This window comes from Leptolyngbya sp. FACHB-261 (assembly GCF_014696065.1).
Taxonomy (GTDB): domain Bacteria; phylum Cyanobacteriota; class Cyanobacteriia; order FACHB-261; family FACHB-261; genus FACHB-261.
Genome location: NZ_JACJPL010000032.1, coordinates 14,033 through 29,013, shown reverse-complemented (window position 1 = coordinate 29,013; position 14,981 = coordinate 14,033). Strand labels below are relative to the sequence as shown.

At 50.4% G+C, this 14,981-nt stretch carries 13 protein-coding genes; 8 read left to right on the top strand and 5 right to left on the bottom strand.

The genetic code is table 11. The annotated features are described in order from the left end of the window. Positions 1 to 48: 48 nt before the first annotated feature. The 3 genes from H6F94_RS30100 to H6F94_RS30090 form a co-directional block, all read right to left on the bottom strand. Positions 49 to 345, bottom strand: coding sequence for a hypothetical protein (locus tag H6F94_RS30100; RefSeq protein WP_190805992.1), 297 nt, complete (start codon positions 343 to 345; stop codon positions 49 to 51). 220 nt (positions 346 to 565) lie between these two features. Then, a complete protein-coding gene (locus H6F94_RS30095; protein ID WP_190805991.1) occupies positions 566 to 2,668 on the bottom strand; it encodes a WD40 repeat domain-containing serine/threonine-protein kinase in 2,103 nt (700 codons plus the stop codon). Between the two features lie 234 nt (positions 2,669 to 2,902). Further along, the gene (locus H6F94_RS30090) at positions 2,903 to 5,629 is read right to left on the bottom strand and encodes an AAA family ATPase (protein WP_190805990.1); all 2,727 of its coding nucleotides are present in this window, start codon (positions 5,627 to 5,629) and stop codon (positions 2,903 to 2,905) included. 167 nt (positions 5,630 to 5,796) lie between these two features. On the opposite strand from H6F94_RS30090, the gene H6F94_RS30085 reads away from it, so the two are divergent. Next, complete coding sequence (locus tag H6F94_RS30085; protein WP_190805989.1) at positions 5,797 to 6,726, top strand: branched-chain amino acid ABC transporter permease; 930 nt, start codon at positions 5,797 to 5,799, stop codon at positions 6,724 to 6,726. Then, entirely contained in the window at positions 6,723 to 7,514 is a 792-nt protein-coding gene (locus H6F94_RS30080) for an ABC transporter ATP-binding protein (protein WP_190805988.1), read from the top strand. The genes H6F94_RS30085 and H6F94_RS30080 overlap by 4 nt, the downstream gene beginning before the upstream one ends. Here H6F94_RS30080 and H6F94_RS30075 read toward each other — a convergent pair. Then, positions 7,426 to 7,971 carry a hypothetical protein gene (locus H6F94_RS30075; protein WP_199320756.1) on the bottom strand — a complete coding sequence of 182 codons (546 nt, stop codon included), beginning with the start codon at positions 7,969 to 7,971 and terminating at the stop codon, positions 7,426 to 7,428. The two genes, H6F94_RS30080 and H6F94_RS30075, sit on opposite strands and share 89 nt — an antisense overlap. A gap of 328 nt (positions 7,972 to 8,299) precedes the next feature. Here H6F94_RS30075 and H6F94_RS30070 point away from each other — a divergent pair, with 328 nt between their 5' ends. Next, a complete protein-coding gene (locus H6F94_RS30070) occupies positions 8,300 to 9,112 on the top strand; it encodes an alpha/beta fold hydrolase (protein ID WP_190805987.1) in 813 nt (270 codons plus the stop codon). Here the strand turns inward: H6F94_RS30070 and H6F94_RS30065 are convergent. Continuing rightward, positions 9,109 to 11,334, bottom strand: coding sequence for a sensor histidine kinase (locus H6F94_RS30065; protein ID WP_190805986.1), 2,226 nt, complete (start codon positions 11,332 to 11,334; stop codon positions 9,109 to 9,111). The genes H6F94_RS30070 and H6F94_RS30065 overlap by 4 nt on opposite strands. Positions 11,335 to 11,867: 533 nt before the next feature. Between H6F94_RS30065 and H6F94_RS30060 the strand changes: the two genes are divergently transcribed. From H6F94_RS30060 to H6F94_RS30040, 5 genes are all read left to right on the top strand, one after another. Next, positions 11,868 to 12,029, top strand: a complete 162-nt coding sequence (locus H6F94_RS30060) for a hypothetical protein (protein WP_190805985.1) — start codon at positions 11,868 to 11,870, stop codon at positions 12,027 to 12,029. 113 nt (positions 12,030 to 12,142) lie between these two features. Beyond that, on the top strand, positions 12,143 to 12,898 hold the full coding sequence (mcdA, locus tag H6F94_RS30055; RefSeq protein ID WP_190805984.1) for a carboxysome distribution maintenance ATPase McdA: 756 nt from the start codon (positions 12,143 to 12,145) through the stop codon (positions 12,896 to 12,898). 19 nt (positions 12,899 to 12,917) lie between these two features. Beyond that, positions 12,918 to 13,352 (top strand): carboxysome distribution maintenance protein McdB, encoded by a 435-nt coding sequence (gene mcdB / locus H6F94_RS30050; protein ID WP_190805983.1) that lies wholly within the window; start codon positions 12,918 to 12,920, stop codon positions 13,350 to 13,352. A gap of 8 nt (positions 13,353 to 13,360) precedes the next feature. Beyond that, positions 13,361 to 14,074 (top strand): ABC transporter ATP-binding protein, encoded by a 714-nt coding sequence (locus H6F94_RS30045; protein ID WP_190805982.1) that lies wholly within the window; start codon positions 13,361 to 13,363, stop codon positions 14,072 to 14,074. Between the two features lie 139 nt (positions 14,075 to 14,213). Continuing rightward, positions 14,214 to 14,978, top strand: coding sequence for a class I SAM-dependent methyltransferase (locus H6F94_RS30040; protein ID WP_190805981.1), 765 nt, complete (start codon positions 14,214 to 14,216; stop codon positions 14,976 to 14,978). The last annotated feature ends 3 nt before the right edge of the window (positions 14,979 to 14,981 follow it).

The following is a 14,981-nucleotide window of genomic DNA, read 5'->3' as shown; positions in this document are numbered from 1 at the left end:
GTTTCTTTTGATTGAATGGATGGGTCTAAACGAGTTTGTTATCCAGGTTTAGTGCTCGTCGCCTAGGTCACCAGGCTCTTCAACATACATCTGTGGCTCAACTGCGTAGTTGTCCAAACGGCCAGACTCGTCAATCACGTAGCCATCTGTGGTTTTGATACCACTATCTTCTTCGCTCTCGACTGCTGCTTCAACCTGTTCTTCGTTGTGCTCGACGTCCACGCCTGAAGGGATGCGCTCGTCGACTGGATTGACTGCAGTTGTCTGGGCCATTTGCACAGCCCACTGATCACCAGCAGCACCTTTACCGGGCTGGACATCTTTTGGTTTTGGTATATCGCTCACGGGTACTCTCTCCTATGCCTTAGCGAGGTTAATGTACCGTGTTGGCTATATTGAAAGACTCTACCAAGAGTAAGGCATTGTCTATGCTTGGCCCTATCGAGTGCAGCTTTCAGCCAAAAGACAGAGATGGCTATATAAAGAAAGCCCTACTTTGACAGTACCGCTAAATTTGGCAAACTTATACTAAGTGAATCTGAATCTTGGTTAGCTAGTTTTTGCTCTAGTTAGTCCTAGGCTCATTTTCTCCAGTATCTGGCGAGTTAAGATTAACTTGATTCAGAGGCCAAAGCTGGACGGTTTTATCCTTACTGCTACTAGCGAGTAGTTTGCCATCAGGACTAAAGGCGACAGATAACACCCAATTAGTATGGCCAGAGAGAGTATGAAGTAGTTTTCCCGTAGACAAATCCCAAAGCTTAATCGTGTTGTCAATACTGCCGCTAGCTAAGGTTTTGCCGTCTGGACTAATGGCAATTGTGACCACTTGGCCAGTGTGACCTGCCAAAGTGTTTAGTGGTTTCCCTGTGTTGAGGTCCCAAACCCTGATCGTTTTATCCCAACTGCTACTGGCTAAAACTTGCCCGTTTGGACTAATAGCTAAGCAGCGGATTGTTCCTAAATGCCCCGACAAGGTCCGTCGAGCCTGGCCTGTACGCAAGTCCCAAAGCTTAATCGTATTATCTCGACTGCCACTGGCTAAAGTATTACCATCGGGGCTGATAGCAAGGGCAAAAATCCAGTCTGCGTGTCCGAACCAGCTACGTCGTAATTTGCCACTGGGCAAATCCCAGAGTTTAATACTTCTATCTGCGCTACCACTAGCAAGAGTTTTTCCGTCAGAACTAATCGCAAGTGCCCAGACAGTGTCAGTGTGTTCTGCTAAGCTAGCTAATTGCTGACCCGTCTTTAAATCCCAGAGATTGATATTCTTATAACTGCCACTGACTAAAGTCTGTCCATCGGGACTGAGTGCTAAAGATTTGATAGCGCTAGTATGGCCGCTAAGGGTGCGCAATAACTGGCCAGTACTTAAGTTCCACAGCTTGATTTGACGGTCTTCGCCCCCGCTGATTAAGCTCTGGCCATCCGGTGTGATCAACACTGACCAAACCGCATCATTATGCCCCAAAAATTGTTGGCTTGGTTTGAGGGCTGTGAGAGAAGCCGTGGAGGTTGGAGAGCTAATGGCATTCTCTTGGGCATTGATTTCAGGCTTAAGCTGCACGGCATAGTAAATGCTAATACCAATAGCCGTAGCAATACCGGTTCCTAAACCCAGAAATAGAGCTAGCCGCTTATGACGGGGATAGACCTGAGATGCTTGTATTGCCTGTGCTGGAGCAACTGGGATTGTAGTCTGCGTCGGAGCTGAGTGCTTGGCCTGAGTGACTGTAACCGGTTTCCGCAGTTCATCTTGTCCGGTAGGCGCGAGTTCAGCTAAAGTCTCTAGTTGTCTTGAAGGAAAAGCGAGGCTAGGCAAGAGCAGCTCTGCTCCCAGCAGCTTAATAAGAGGTTGAAGGGCTTGTAAGGTTGCAGTTGCTGACGGATAACGCTCTTTGAAATGGTATCGCACCATCCGACTAAGAATATGAGCTAGCTCTGGGCTTACCTGGGCGTGCGGCTCCCAGACAAGCTCTCCTGTTTCGGCATCTTCTTGAAATTGGCTGGGGGCCAAACCGGTTAGTGCTTGAATTGCAATGACACCTAAAGCATAGAGGTCACTACTGGGACGTGGCTTGCCCTGTCCTTGCTCAGTCGGCATGTAGCCTAAGGTACCAATGGCAATCGTGGCGCTCGGTAATTCTTGCCCTGTGAGAGGTTGAGCCCTTAACTGCTTGACTGCGCCAAAATCAATTAGAACTAAGTGTTTATCTTGCTGGCGTCTAATAATATTGCTTGGTTTGATGTCCCGATGGATGACCTTATAGCTATGTACAAACTCTAGAATGCTCAAAATCTCGTGTAGAAGCTGTACAACTTGCCGTTCACTCCAGCGCTCACCAGCTCGTAACTCAGCACCGAGCGGATGGCCCTCAATGAACTCTTGAACCAAATAAAATTCTTGATCTTGCTCAAAATGAGCTAGGAGCCGAGGAATCTGGTTGTGATAACCTAGTTTTTCTAAAGTTTCAGCCTCACTGATGAATCGCCGTTTGGCGGCCTGCAGCTGGCTAGGATTACCCAGAACAGGTTTAAGGTGCTTGACCACACAGGTTGGCTGCCCAGGGCGACGCATGTCGCGAGCGATATAAGTCTGGCTGAATCCTCCCATACCCAGGACTCGGACAACTTCATAGCGCCCGTCCAGTATCTTGCCTAGCATGATGGCCCTTGCTGATGAGGTTATCTATTCCAAGTCGCGCTTCCGATCCAGGTCAGCTGAGATGCACCAAGTTGAGCCAGCTAAACCCCAGCCAGCTAAACTATTCTACGGCTGTATTGAGTTATTCATAGTCACAGCGAACGGACCGTAAAGCTTTGGTACTGTAAATGGCTTAAATTTGTAACTAAAACTTAAAAATAAAATTGCGAGCAGAACTTGGGCAAAATCAGCGTTTTAACGCTCCCGTTCCACTAAAATCACGTTCTCGGTAACCTTTTCAAAAGTGTCGTCATGGCTAATCACAAATAGCTGACGAAAGTTGCGAATCCCCATAATCGCCTCTGCTAACCGTTCGCGGCGTTGGGTGTCCATGTTAGTGGTGGGCTCGTCAAAGAACGCCACATCAATATCTGCTAGAACCTTGAGCAGGGCTAAGCGTACAGCTAGGGCTGCACACATTTGCTCACCACCGGAAAGATTGATAAAACGGCGGCTGTGAGCCCCTTCCTGAACCACAACGTCATAGTCACGGGTCCATTGCAGGGCGACATCTTGGCGGTTGAGCAAATCTCGGAACAACCGATCGGCTTCGTGAGAGATGGCTTGGAGATAGCGCTCGGTGATGCGAGGTCCCGCCGCACGGTAGACCTTGCGCACAAAAGCAATGAACCGGCTGAGACGCTTGCGCTCTTTCAAGCGCAGTACAGCCTGATCGCGCTCAAGGCGCAGGCTTTGGAGCATGGCTAAGCTAGCTTCCAGCTCAGCTAACCGTTGCTGCTGCCTGGGAATCTTCTCTGACAGACGGATCTGTTGCTCGTTGGCGGTATCGTAAGCGGCTTTGACCTCTTGCAGACGCTCAGGATTGTGAGTTGCCCGCAAAGCCTTACCCTGCTCGACGATCTGGTCGTATTCCTGCTGCACCTGGGCCAAGAGTTGACTTGCAGCTTGCAGTTCCTGTTGTTTAGAAGGTAAGCTACGTGCCCAGGTCTGTTGCTCAAGCACCGTTTGGTAACCGGCCCGGGACTGGTCTCGAATCTGCTGGTGGGTCAAGACTTGAGCTTCTAAATCGCCAAAGGTTGCCAGTTGGGTATCAAGTTGCGCGAGTTGATTGTGGAGCGGTTGAAGTTTTAGTTGAAGGGCTGCGATCTCTTGTTCCCGGCTGGCCTGTTGTTGGAGTTCTTGATTTAAGAGTTGCACGCGACTACGCGGGTCCTGCAAATCGCGCAGTTGGGTTGCCAAAGCGGTTGCCTGTTGCTGAAGCTCGGGCTCGACGGCCAGTTTGGCCTTGAGTGTCTCGATTGTGTGCTGTAATTCCTGTTGCTCCGTGTCCAACTGCTCAAGCTCTGCTTCTAGGCTTTCCATGCCAAGCCATTGGGCTTGAGCCGTGCGAGCCTGTTTCAGTTGGCTTGCTAAGTCATTCAGTTGTTGCTGGAGAACCCCAGGCGTTGTTTGGGTTGCCAGGTCATCCAAAATGCCTTCTAGCTCGTTGAGCACTTCTGCACTCAAACTTGTGGCTGCCTCAAATACTGGCAGAATTGGGCTGCAATCGGAATGTGCCAGACGCTGGCAAGCCTGTTGCCACTGAGGCTGTTGGGTCTGAATTTTCTCCCAGCCTGTGTCTGCGATTTGACGCAAATCAGCCTCAAACTCTTTAGCCGCTTCTACACGGCTGAGCTTCTGTTGCAGACGCTGCTGGTGTTGCTCTAGCACCGGAATCTTTTCAACGCTGGCGCGCAACGCTTCGAGTTTTTGCCTGCGAGTTTCGATCTCTTGCCGCCGTGTTGCTAACTGGGAAGTTCGTTTGGCTTGGGCTTGCAGCTCTAGGCGCAACGTCTGACAGTGGCGCAGTTGTTCGCTCAATTGTTGCTGGGCCGTTTCTAACCCGACCTGTTGCTGCACTGCCGGCAACAGATCTTGCCGTTCACGGGCGTATTTCGCTAGTTGTTCGAGTTGAGCCTGTAAACGGTCGAGGGTGCGTTGCTGGTTCGTGATGTGAGCCTGCTGCTGATTGCGTTGCTCCAGTAAGGTTTGGCGCTGGTTGCGGGCCTGTTCTAGCTGTTGGAGGACCTTTTCTGCTGCTAGATAAGCTTGATAACTAGGCTGATTTTGTTCACAAACTTGAGCGGCTTGAGTTGCTGTCTGCACATCCTGCCGTAAACGCATGCAGAGTTGGTCTTGAGCCGTTTGTTGGCCTTTGAGGGCTTGAGCCTGTTCGCGCAGGGCTTGTAGGGTTTGCTCGGTAGCCTCTAAAGTGGCTTTTTCCGCTTGCAGGCGCTCAAGGGCTTGCAGAGCTTGAGCTAGCTCCGTCTGAAGTTTGGTCAATTCGGCCAGGCTGGCTTGCTGTTCCGTTTGCAAGGGTTCCCATTGGGCCAACTGCTCCTCTTGCCCCTGGATTTGCCGCTCTACTTCTTCAACCTGAGCTTTGGCGTAATCTTCGAGTGGTTTGAGCTTGGTATAAACCTCTTTGTATTCTTCGACTTTGAGAATTGAATCAAAAACTTTTTTGCGGGGCTCAGCAGTTTTGAGAAAGTCGGCTGTAAGTGTTCCTTGAGGCACACCGATCGTATTGGCGAACAGTTCATCCAGCTTCGTACCCGCCGGTACCGCTAAATGTTCATTCAGCCATCTGAGCACATCAACTTTGCGCTCATGCTCTAACCGAACTTTGAGTTGGGGGTCGAGAATCTTGTAGCCCTGACTCGTGCAACGGTGGACTTCATAAGTGCGGCCATCGCGCTTGGAAATAAAGGTGACAATTGCCTGACCACTATTGGCGCCATTACGGACCATCTCCTCGATTTTGTAGGGAGTATGGTCGAAGAGAACCCAGGCAATTGCTTCTAAAATGCTGGTTTTGCCTGCCCCATTTTCGCCACTGATCGCATTGATGCCCGGTTCAAATTTGAACTGTCGCTCAGTATGGGACTTAAAATTTTTGAGGCTAACCGACAAAATTTCCATAGGTCTGCCACAATGGCCTGCTGGGGCTGATCCGTGCTCGCCATTGTCGCACAGAGACCAAGGTCGGCAAGCAAATTTAATCCTTGGTCGATACAGTCTCCGAGCGTAGAGAGAACCGTTGACCTGTAAGCTTTGTTCTGTGTTTCACCAGTTGTTGCGCATCCGCTATGTTGAGCTGGCTAACGGTCCCAGTCTTCGATGCCATCTTGATCAACATGATGCTGGCTTTGAGCATCTATCTAACCCTGTTCACGGGCTTGCTCTCCCTGGCAAATGCAGGGTTTATGGCGATTGGTGCCTACGTCACCGTGCTGTTGTTGACTGGTACAACGCTTCCTTTGGGAGCAGCCTTCGGTCTCTCGATTAGCATTGCAGTCCTGGTAGCTCTGTTGCTAGGGTTGCCGGTTCTGCGCTTGCAGGGGGTGTATCTGGCAATCGCCACGCTGGGGTTTGGCGAGATTGTGCGCCTGTTGCTGTTGAACGGCGATAAGCTGATCAATTTGGTGAAGCCTTCTCAACCTGGTTCTGAACCGGTTGTTCTGTTCAATGGGGCTGAGGGAATTACGCTACCGTTTCAGCTTGACCCGGTCTGGCTGGGATTGCCCAAAACGACTTGGGAATTGCTGGCTTATCTATGCGTATTGCTCTATTTTTTCATGCGCTTGCAGCGCTCACAATTGGGACGGATTTTGGCTTCAATCCGTCAAGATGAAGCTGCTGCCGCTGCCCTTGGTATTGCAGTTGTACGGTATAAATTACTGGCCTTTGTCCTAGGAGCGGCGATTGCTGCAGGGGCCGGTGCCTTGAGCGTACCGGTGGTGCGCGTGATCGAGCCGGCTAACTACAGTTTCTCGCAAGCGGTGAATATCCTGGCTTGGGCCGTGTTAGGAGGGACAACCCACTGGGCAGGGCCGTTAGTTGGCGCAGGCTTGCTGACCAGCTTGCCTGAGCTGCTGCGCTTTCTCAAGGAGCAGCGAGATGTTGTCAACGGTTTGATCTTGATGCTGGCGATTATTTACTTGCCCCGGGGACTAGCTGATCCGCGCTTCTGGCAGCAGCTTTGGCGCTTGCCTAAAAAGAGGGAACAGCATCCATGAGTGGCTTGAGTGCGATAGGCTCAGTTAACCTGCTCTCCGTCAAGCAGATCACGCGACGGTTTGGGGGGCTACTGGCACTTAACGAGGTTTCGTTTGAAGTTGGGGTAGGGCAGATTGCGGGTCTAATTGGCCCTAACGGTGCGGGTAAAACCACGCTGCTGAATATCATCGGCGGCCAACTGGCAGCCAGCAGCGGCGCGGTAGCTCTAGCCGGTCAAAGCCTGAATCACTGTGCTCCCCATCAGGTTGCTGCCTTGGGGGTCGGACGGACCTTCCAAAATATTCGCCTATTTGAAGAACTCAGCGTTTTGGAGAATGTAGTTCTGGGGCGGCATCTGCACCAGCGCGAGGGACTGAGCTGGCTGTTGCCGGGAAGATCTCAGATTGAGCGTCAGTCACGAGCGCAAGCCCAGGCTTTGCTAGAGCAACTAGGCATGGCAGACCTGGCAGATAGCGAAGCTGGCGCACTGGCCTATGGCGAGCAGCGCCGGGTAGAAATTGCTCGGGCCTTGGCGCTAGAGCCGCGTCTGCTGCTGCTCGATGAACCAGCAGCTGGCATGAACGCAGCAGAAACGGCTCAGTTGGCTCACTTTTTGCAAAAGTTGCGGGCTTCGGGGCTGACCCTCTTGGTCATCGAACACGATATGGACCTGATCATGCGAATTAGTGATCAGGTGGTGGTCCTCAACTTTGGGCAGGTTATTGCTGACGGTCCTCCAGATGTGGTGCGCGCCGATCCAGCAGTTGTAACTGCTTATCTAGGCGATGAAAACGGCTTAAGTGAATGAAGTGTTGTTGCGACGGTTGCCACGAAGCTTCGCTAGCCCTCGCAGCAACAGGGCTGTTCCCATGCCCCAAACCCCGTTGATTAGCAAGCCTGTCAGGAGTGCTGCGGGCTGACCCCCGCCCGCAATTGGCTGACCCTTGAGCGGTGCTACGACAAACCAAGCGACCAGGGTTGGCGCAATATGCTCCAAAGATTAGGGCAGCTAGCCAGTAGCGGTTGCCCTGAGCAAATCGAGGCGCAAGGGCGGCAAAGACAATACCCCAAATGCCTCCCCAAAATGCCAGAGACCAGATCTGCGGCACGCCAAATGGGGCTGTTGGCTGTATGGGGTAGGGAGCACGGGGGCTGAGGGCAATCGCGTGGAGCAGGCCCAATAGAGGCTGATGAAACAGGAGAACCGCCAGAAAGCCAGCAGCAAATGCGAAGAGAAACCGAATCGTGGAGGTGTTCTGTGCCATAGCCGTGGGCAAATAACCACTTTGAAACTTAGAGGATTTTGACGGTCGGCGACGTATTGGATCTCACAGAGGTAGTTCTGAACGGACCCCTTCGTATTGATTGCTGACAACTCAAATACCCCTCTAACCCCCTCTAAATAGAGATATAAAATTTAAGACTTAAGTGGGTTATCGCTTAGGCAAACTGCCTTCTCTTTCTGTAGATAGAGTCTGAGAGAGGCCAGCTTTGTTAATAGTTGATCGTTGATACATTAAGAAGTATTGCAAGGAATTGTTAGATAGCTAACAGGAAACTGAAGCTGCTTCTTGCTCTTAAAAGGATGACCTTGTGGAAAAACGATTACTTCGAAAACAGGTTCATGTAGAAGGATGCGAAATCTTCTACTGGGACGGAGGGTCGCCGCGAGAGGCAGATCCGATCTTATTTCTGCATGGTTGGGGAGTTACTGCGGAGCCTTATCGAGAAACCTTAGAGAGCTTATCGCAATCTTATCGGGTGATCGCGCCTGATTTACCAGGATTTGGTGATTCTGGCTCAACCCATGCTGACTTGACCTATGCAGATTATGCGCGCCTGTTCACTCGCTTTCTGAACCAATTAGGGCTTGAGAGAAGCCATGTTATTGGTCACTCCCTAGGCGGTGGCATTGCTGTTACTTTAGCGGTTTCTGAGCCTTCTAGGATCAGCAGTTTGGTATTGACTGACAGTACCGGTGTTCCTACCGATTCCTTTATTCAAACTTTGCTGTGGAGAATTCTAGTTGAGATGCCGGCGCAGATTTTGACGACCGGACCCAAAGTCCAATACTTTGTTGATGTCCCACAAGCTTTCTTTCAAAATCTGCTCTTTAGGGCTCCTAATGTAGCCTATGCTCTGTGGCTGGCTTTAGAAACCGACTTAAGACCACTGTTAGGCAAAATTACAGCACCGACTTTGCTGGTTTGGGGTGAAAACGATCTCACCACGCCGCTTAAGTCTGGGCAACAGTTTTACCAAAATATTCCAGAGGTTGAGCTAGCTGTGGTTGCAGGTGCCTATCACGAACTCAGTTTAGCTTTAGCAGAGAAATTTACACCTATTGTGCTCAAATTCCTCGCCAAAATAGAGAACTCTAGTAATCAAAATCTCTCAGTGGTCTAAGCCAGCAAGTAGGATCTAACACTGACTCGACGTGGAATCTCAACTTGAAAGATACTGCCCTGCGCTAGTTCACTTTCAACCGTGACCGTACCCTGCATCTTCTGAACCAAATGCTTGACGATTGCCAGACCCAAGCCTGTGCCATCAGAAAGGTGGGTCCAAACTTGATTCACCCGGTGAAACTCGTCAAAAATAGATTCGAGGTCTGCTGATGCGATGCCAATGCCTGTGTCTCTAACCGTCAGAGTTACTCGCTCTGGAGTTGGCTCACAAACTTCTAGCTCTACCCCGCCCACTTCTGTAAACTTAATGGCATTGGCTAGCAGATTGATTAAAACTTGCCGCAAGCGAGCATAATCATTCACAATCTTGGCGTTGTCCAATTTAAAATAAACTTGCAAATATAGAGACTTCTGTTGAGCCGACACACGCATCTCTTCGCAAGTCGCTAACACTAGTTGCTCTAAATCAAACTCCTGTAGCTCCAACTCAAGGCTACCCGCTTCGAGCTTGGAGAAATCAAGGATCTCTTCGATGAGCGATAGCAATTGTTTGCCATTGCGAAAGATGCGCCCTACCATATCGATTTGATATGGCGATAGCTGGTTGCGCAATAGCAATTGAGCAAAACCCAGTACCGCATTCATGGGAGTTCGTAACTCATGCGACATGGTCGCTAGAAATTGCGATTTGACTTGATTGGCTGCAAACAGTAGGTGTTCAATCCGCTTTCGCTCCGTGATTTCTTGCTCTAAGCTGCACCTAGCTAACTCAGCAACTTCAGCCCTCAAGCGTTCGGCCTCAACTTGCTTGCGCTCGGTAATATCATTCAAGGTGCCGGAGGTGCCTATCAGGTTATTAGCAAAATCGAGTCTGGAGTATGTCTGAATTTCTAGCCAACGCTGAACCCCTTCTTTAGTGACATAACGAACTTCGTAGCAGGTAGACTCTTTTCTTCGCTTAATTAAAGCTAAAAATTCTTCCAAATGGTGCTGACGATCATCGGGATGAATAAAGTTGAGGATAGGTCTGCCTAAACTCTCTTGAACCGAAAATCCTGTCATTGCCTCCCAGGAAGGATTGAGAAATCGCCAGAGACCGGTTGTATCCGTTTGAAAAATCACCTCTTTAAGGCTTTCAACCAGGCAGCGGTATTCTCTTTCGCTGTCGCGTAAATCTTGTTCAGCGCAGGCTAGGCCCTCCAGCATGCCGTTGATTGTATGAGCTAATCTTGCCAGTTCATCCCGTCCAGGTATTCGGATCCGTAGGTTTAAGTCGCCGCTCATCCGGACTCTACTAATGCCAGTATTTAGTTGAGCTAGGCGAGCCAACACCAGTTGATCCAAGAGCAACAGAGCCACGCTCCCTAATCCAAAACCGGTTAAGAGTAGTGCCAAGAAGAAATAGCGGAGGCTGGTTGCTCCCTGCTGATAAATGTCTCTTGGGCTCTCTACGCGTAAGAGCAACGCAGGTTTTCCATAAATGTCTCGAAGCAGAGCATAACCGGCAACTGAGTCTTGTGCCAAAACTTGCACCGGAATTTCCGTCTGCTCAAATAAAGTTGCCTGTGCGGTTTGAAAGTCGAAGGGTAAGTTGGCATCAACAATTCGGCGCAGGTTAAGCGAAAGATGGGTCAATTGGGCCAGTTGCTGGATCTTTTGGGGATCGAGATTGCGGCCTAAAATTAACGTGCCTCGGCTTGGACCGTTTCCCTCACTGGTCAAGATCGGTTGCGCAGCGACTAGAGCGGGTCCATCCGGTAAAAGCATAATGCCCGAAAGCTGCTGCTCGGGATTTTGTAGATGGATATTCGCGGCAGCGAGGCTCTGCTGAAACTCTTGGTTAATAAAATCTTCTCGCTGTTCTAAACCAAAGGCTTTGCTAAAGACTACCTGTCCTCTTGAATCGAGAAACAGCATAAAATTCAGCTTAAGATTAGCCAAAGTTGAATTCTTAAGATTGAGTTGGATATATCGGTCACTACGAGTTCGGATGAAGCTGTAAGTGTCGTCCCAGATAGACCAATCAGTCGCAACTTTATTTAAGTCAGCTAATTCATAAGCTAAGGCATCTTGGGCTCGCTCTACATCCCGACGAATAGACTGGGCTTCTATCGCACCAAAGCTATCTAAGAGCGCAGATGAGGTAGTAACGGAGAGAGCTCCAAGCAAACCGGTCAGCGTTATCGCAAGCAGTAGAAGTGTTTTCTGGCGTAGAGTCATGATGCAGCAGCTCCACACTGCACTTCGTAGGCTTGCTCCTTAAGTGACCGTAGATACACGCTTGGCTTAACACAAGTTAAGTAGCCATTGTTATTAAGAACACAATGCAAAAGGTAGTAGCTTACTCCTCTTCGCTTACCACTAGTTATAGTCTTTAACCAGCGAAGCGGATTGTGCATAAGACAACAAAAAACAGAAGTGAGAACCAATAAGCTAACAGGCAGATTTGGCCATCCTATCTTTTGCTGTCTACTCAAGCTTGAGCATCTATCGTCAGGCAGGTTATCTCTGGCTTTAACGCAGGTTCTATACAGTCGCCCTTAACTTTTGTTTACAAACAGATAGTCTCGGTTCTGCAAAACCGGCTGCTGGGCTGAAAGAAATTCTCAGCGGTCCAGGAACCCATAGAACCCAGTCCAAGGCGAGTCTTTGTGAAATGTCAGAAAATCCAGACAAATTAGTGAGGGGTCATACCCCTCACCCACCACGCACAGATGTATTATCTGTGCTGTAACCCACTGGGACCTGCGGCTATGTCTACCCCTGTCACTGTCAGCGAGCTCGAAGAAATCTGCCGCTTAATCTGGCAGACTCGGCTCACCGAGCGGGGAACCCGACATGCGCTGGAGTCTCTAGCCAGTTTGGCGACTACCCTGACGAGCTGGGGAATCAACAGTCTGCCAGTCGAGTGGTAGTAAACCTGACATGGCCCTGATAAGAAAACGCGCCAGATCTGAGGGCATATCGCACCAAGCGATCCAGGACAGAGGTACACTCTGAACCAAATTGAGTCAGAGACCAGATCACTGTGCAAACACTTGCCTGCATCTCTCTATCAGGAGGCCAGGGAAAAACCACGACGGCTCTGCTCTTGGGGCGGCTGCTAGCTCAGCAATCCAGAGTGCTGATGATTGACGCCGATCCGCAGGCGAATCTGACCTTTTATTTGGGGCACGAAGCTACAGCGAATTCCCCTACCCTGTTTGAGGTACTGACTCGTCAGGTCGCCGCCCAAGACAGCATTTATCCATCTCGCTATGAACGGCTATCTCTCATTCCGGCTGACGATGGCTTGAACAAAGCTCAAGAGCACCTGTCAACGAGTGGCATGGGAGCTGTAGTCCTAAAGCGACGATTGGAGCCGATCGCAGCTGCTTTTGACTATTGCATTATCGATTCACCACCCCAACGCTCGCAGATTTGTATGACGGTCGTAGGAGCCTCTAACTTGCTCCTAGTGCCTGCTGAAGCATCAACTAAAGGGGTCAACTCTCTCTTGCGGTCCCTAGAGCTAATTGAAGAACTGCGTGACGTTAATGCTTTCATGGGCACAGTGTTGGGTGTCATTCCCTTTAGAGACAAGTGGATTGGGCTGAATCAAGCCCGAGACAGTCGCGAAGCGATTGAGGCGATGCGACAAATTGTTGGGGATACTCAAGTTCTGCCCTCAATTTTGGAGAGCGAACGCTATAAGCAAGCGATCCGACAAGGTCAATTGCTATCCGAGCTAGGAGCTGCGGACCTTGAGACTCCATTCAGAAAGATTCTGACGCTCCTGACTTAAACCTGAACCTGCGATCCATATGTCTGACGATGCCTTAATGCCTGACGATGCCTTAGAAAGGTTGATGCAACGCAAGCGCCCCAGTGCTCGGTCCCGCCCAAGCGCAGGAGGCAGTGAACCCTTAGCAGCCCCCCTGACAGCACCCAAAGCAGAGACGCCTGAACTTCCTCCAGCGCTGCCACAAAGTGCTGCTAGTTTGCCTGAGCTAGGTGCCTCTCTGTTGGATTGGGATGGAGCCGCTGTCAATCTAGCGCTGCGGCAACTCTGGCAAGCAACTGGCACAACAGAGGCCGCTTGGCTAGAGGCCGCTTACCTCTATCTAGTTCAACATCCAGAAGCGCTGCAAGCAGTCAACCAACTGGCATTGCAACGCGAGGAACGGCAGACGACCAAACAAGAAACTGCGGCTAACTCAGCCAAGGTTGAGAGAGCAACCCTGACCTGGTTAGACTGAGCCGCGGGATGCTGACACTTACCAACCTCCACACGTCTTACGGAGCGATTGCTGCCCTACGAGGTATCAATTTGCAGCTTGATGAAGGGAGCGTGGTGGCGCTGATTGGAGCCAATGGCGCAGGCAAATCTACCACCCTCAACACGATTAGCGGCTTGCTGCAGCCTCGATCGGGCAGTGTTCGCTTCGATGGCCGTGAGATTTCTGGTTGGCGAGCTGACCGGGTCACTGCATTAGGGGTTGTTCAGGTCCCGGAAGGCCGTCAAATTCTGGCCCCACTAACCATTGAGGAAAACCTGCTGTTAGGCGCTTACCGGCGACGAGATCGCGCTGTACAGCAGGATTTGGCCAGTATCTACGAACGCTTTCCCCGCTTAGCAGAACGCCGTCAACAGCGAGCAGGTTTATCGTCTGGAGGCGAGCAGCAAATGCTGGCGATTGGGCGTGCTCTGATGGCGCGTCCTCGTTTATTGATGCTGGATGAGCCTTCACTGGGGCTGGCGCCGCTGATCGTGCGAGCAGTTTTCGAAATCATTGCTGATCTGAAAGCGAAGGGCACCACGCTGCTACTGGTTGAGCAAAATGCGCACAAGGCGCTTGCCGTTGCTGACGTGGCTTACGTGCTGGTCAATGGGCAAATTGTGCGGTCCGGTTCCGCGCTAGAGTTGCGGCAGGATCCAGAGATAGTAAAAGCCTATCTAGGCCACAGTCCACATCCATAGCCTTCTACTTTCTAATATTTCTAAGATCTCTAATACTTCTAAGCTCTCTTCCTAGAATTTCTAAATGTAGGGCCTTAAGTCAAGCCTGAAGTCAAGCGTTGAGATAAGCCAGCCAATATTTGATTAATTCTCCGAAACTATGTCAGAACAACAATGGAATGCCAGCTTGTATGAAAGCGATCATGCTTTCGTTTGGCAGTATGGCGGTAATTTAATTGAGCTGTTAGCACCGCAATTGGGCGAGCACATTCTCGACCTTGGCTGTGGCACAGGTCAGCTAACTGCTGAGATTGCTGCTTTGGGAGCTAAGGTTGTTGGCATTGATCACGCACCTACAATGGTTGAGAAGGCCCAAGCTAATTATCCTCAACTCAAGTTTGCGGTTGCAGATGCTACAGACTTCAGTCTGGCTGAGCCCTTCGATGCTGTCTTTTCCAATGCTGTGTTGCACTGGATTCAAGAACCCGAAAAAGTAATCCGCTGCATTTGGCAAGCACTCAAACCGGGTGGGCGTTTTGTTGCAGAGTTCGGCGGTTTGGGCAACGTGAAAGCGATTACAACTGCGCTAACTGACGTCTTAACCGCTACAGGCTATGTCGAGAATGCCACATTAAATCCTTGGTATTTCCCCAGTATCGGCGAATATACAACATTGCTAGAGAAGCAGGGTTTTGAGGTAAGCTACGCTAGCTTATTTGATCGGCCAACGCCGCTCAAGGATCATAAGGCAGGTATCCAAAACTGGCTCAAAATGTTTGCTAGCCGCTTTTTTCAAGGTATTCCTGAAGAGCAACAGCCTTCAATTCTCCAGGTGATTGAGAATCAACTGCGTCCAGTTTTGTATCGGGATGAAACCTGGTTTGCAGACTACCGTAGGTTACGAGTCATCGCGCAGCGAAGCTAAAAG

What these genes read in the sequence shown, in the direction of transcription:
- H6F94_RS30065 (WP_190805986.1), bottom strand. Translation starts at nt 11,334, where the DNA reads ATGACTCTACGCCAGAAAACACTTCTACTGCTTGCGATAACGCTGACC.
- H6F94_RS30090 (WP_190805990.1), bottom strand. Translation starts at nt 5,629, where the DNA reads ATGGAAATTTTGTCGGTTAGCCTCAAAAATTTTAAGTCCCATACTGAG.
- mcdB (WP_190805983.1), top strand. Translation starts at nt 12,918, where the DNA reads ATGTCTGACGATGCCTTAATGCCTGACGATGCCTTAGAAAGGTTGATG.
- H6F94_RS30080 (WP_190805988.1), top strand. Translation starts at nt 6,723, where the DNA reads ATGAGTGGCTTGAGTGCGATAGGCTCAGTTAACCTGCTCTCCGTCAAG.
- H6F94_RS30060 (WP_190805985.1), top strand. Translation starts at nt 11,868, where the DNA reads ATGTCTACCCCTGTCACTGTCAGCGAGCTCGAAGAAATCTGCCGCTTA.
- H6F94_RS30075 (WP_199320756.1), bottom strand. Translation starts at nt 7,971, where the DNA reads ATGGCACAGAACACCTCCACGATTCGGTTTCTCTTCGCATTTGCTGCT.
- H6F94_RS30095 (WP_190805991.1), bottom strand. Translation starts at nt 2,668, where the DNA reads ATGCTAGGCAAGATACTGGACGGGCGCTATGAAGTTGTCCGAGTCCTG.
- H6F94_RS30045 (WP_190805982.1), top strand. Translation starts at nt 13,361, where the DNA reads ATGCTGACACTTACCAACCTCCACACGTCTTACGGAGCGATTGCTGCC.
- H6F94_RS30085 (WP_190805989.1), top strand. Translation starts at nt 5,797, where the DNA reads ATGTTGAGCTGGCTAACGGTCCCAGTCTTCGATGCCATCTTGATCAAC.
- H6F94_RS30040 (WP_190805981.1), top strand. Translation starts at nt 14,214, where the DNA reads ATGTCAGAACAACAATGGAATGCCAGCTTGTATGAAAGCGATCATGCT.